Source organism: Mesorhizobium sp. M2E.F.Ca.ET.209.01.1.1 (assembly GCF_004010375.2).
Classification (GTDB): domain Bacteria; phylum Pseudomonadota; class Alphaproteobacteria; order Rhizobiales; family Rhizobiaceae; genus Mesorhizobium.
This window is the reverse complement of the sequence record NZ_SADP02000375.1, coordinates 1-378: the sequence shown is the minus strand read 5'-3', so window position 1 is coordinate 378 and position 378 is coordinate 1. Positions and strand designations below refer to the sequence as shown.

The following is a 378-nucleotide window of genomic DNA, read 5'->3' as shown; positions in this document are numbered from 1 at the left end:
GCAGTGCTCTAGGATCGCTTTTGGCGGAACCTCACTGGTCGAAAAACCGGGCTGCAGGCGGATGTAAAGTTTAACCTCTTCGCCGCGATAATCGTCGGGCACCGGAACTGCCGCGACCTCCAGTATCCCAGCGAGCCTGGCGACTTCCTCCTCCAGCTCTGTCGCCGAGATGTTTTCATTGCTCCGCCTGATGACGTCTTTGGCCCGGGCGACCCAGAAGTAGTAGCCGTCGCTGTCTTGACGGAAGAGATCTCCGGTCTTGAACCATCCCGCGTCGTCGAAGGCATCGGCGGAGGCGCCAGGCGACTTGTAATAGCCCGACAGCATTCCCGGCCCTCGAACCTGTAGCTCGCCGACACTGCCTCGTGAAACCTCGTT

1 pseudogene is annotated in these 378 nt (G+C 60.1%); it reads right to left on the bottom strand.

Going from position 1 to position 378, the window contains the following annotated elements:
* Window positions 1-327: pseudogene (locus EN852_RS36060) on the bottom strand (AMP-binding protein); the annotation flags it as partial.
* Window positions 328-378 lie beyond the last annotated feature (51 nt).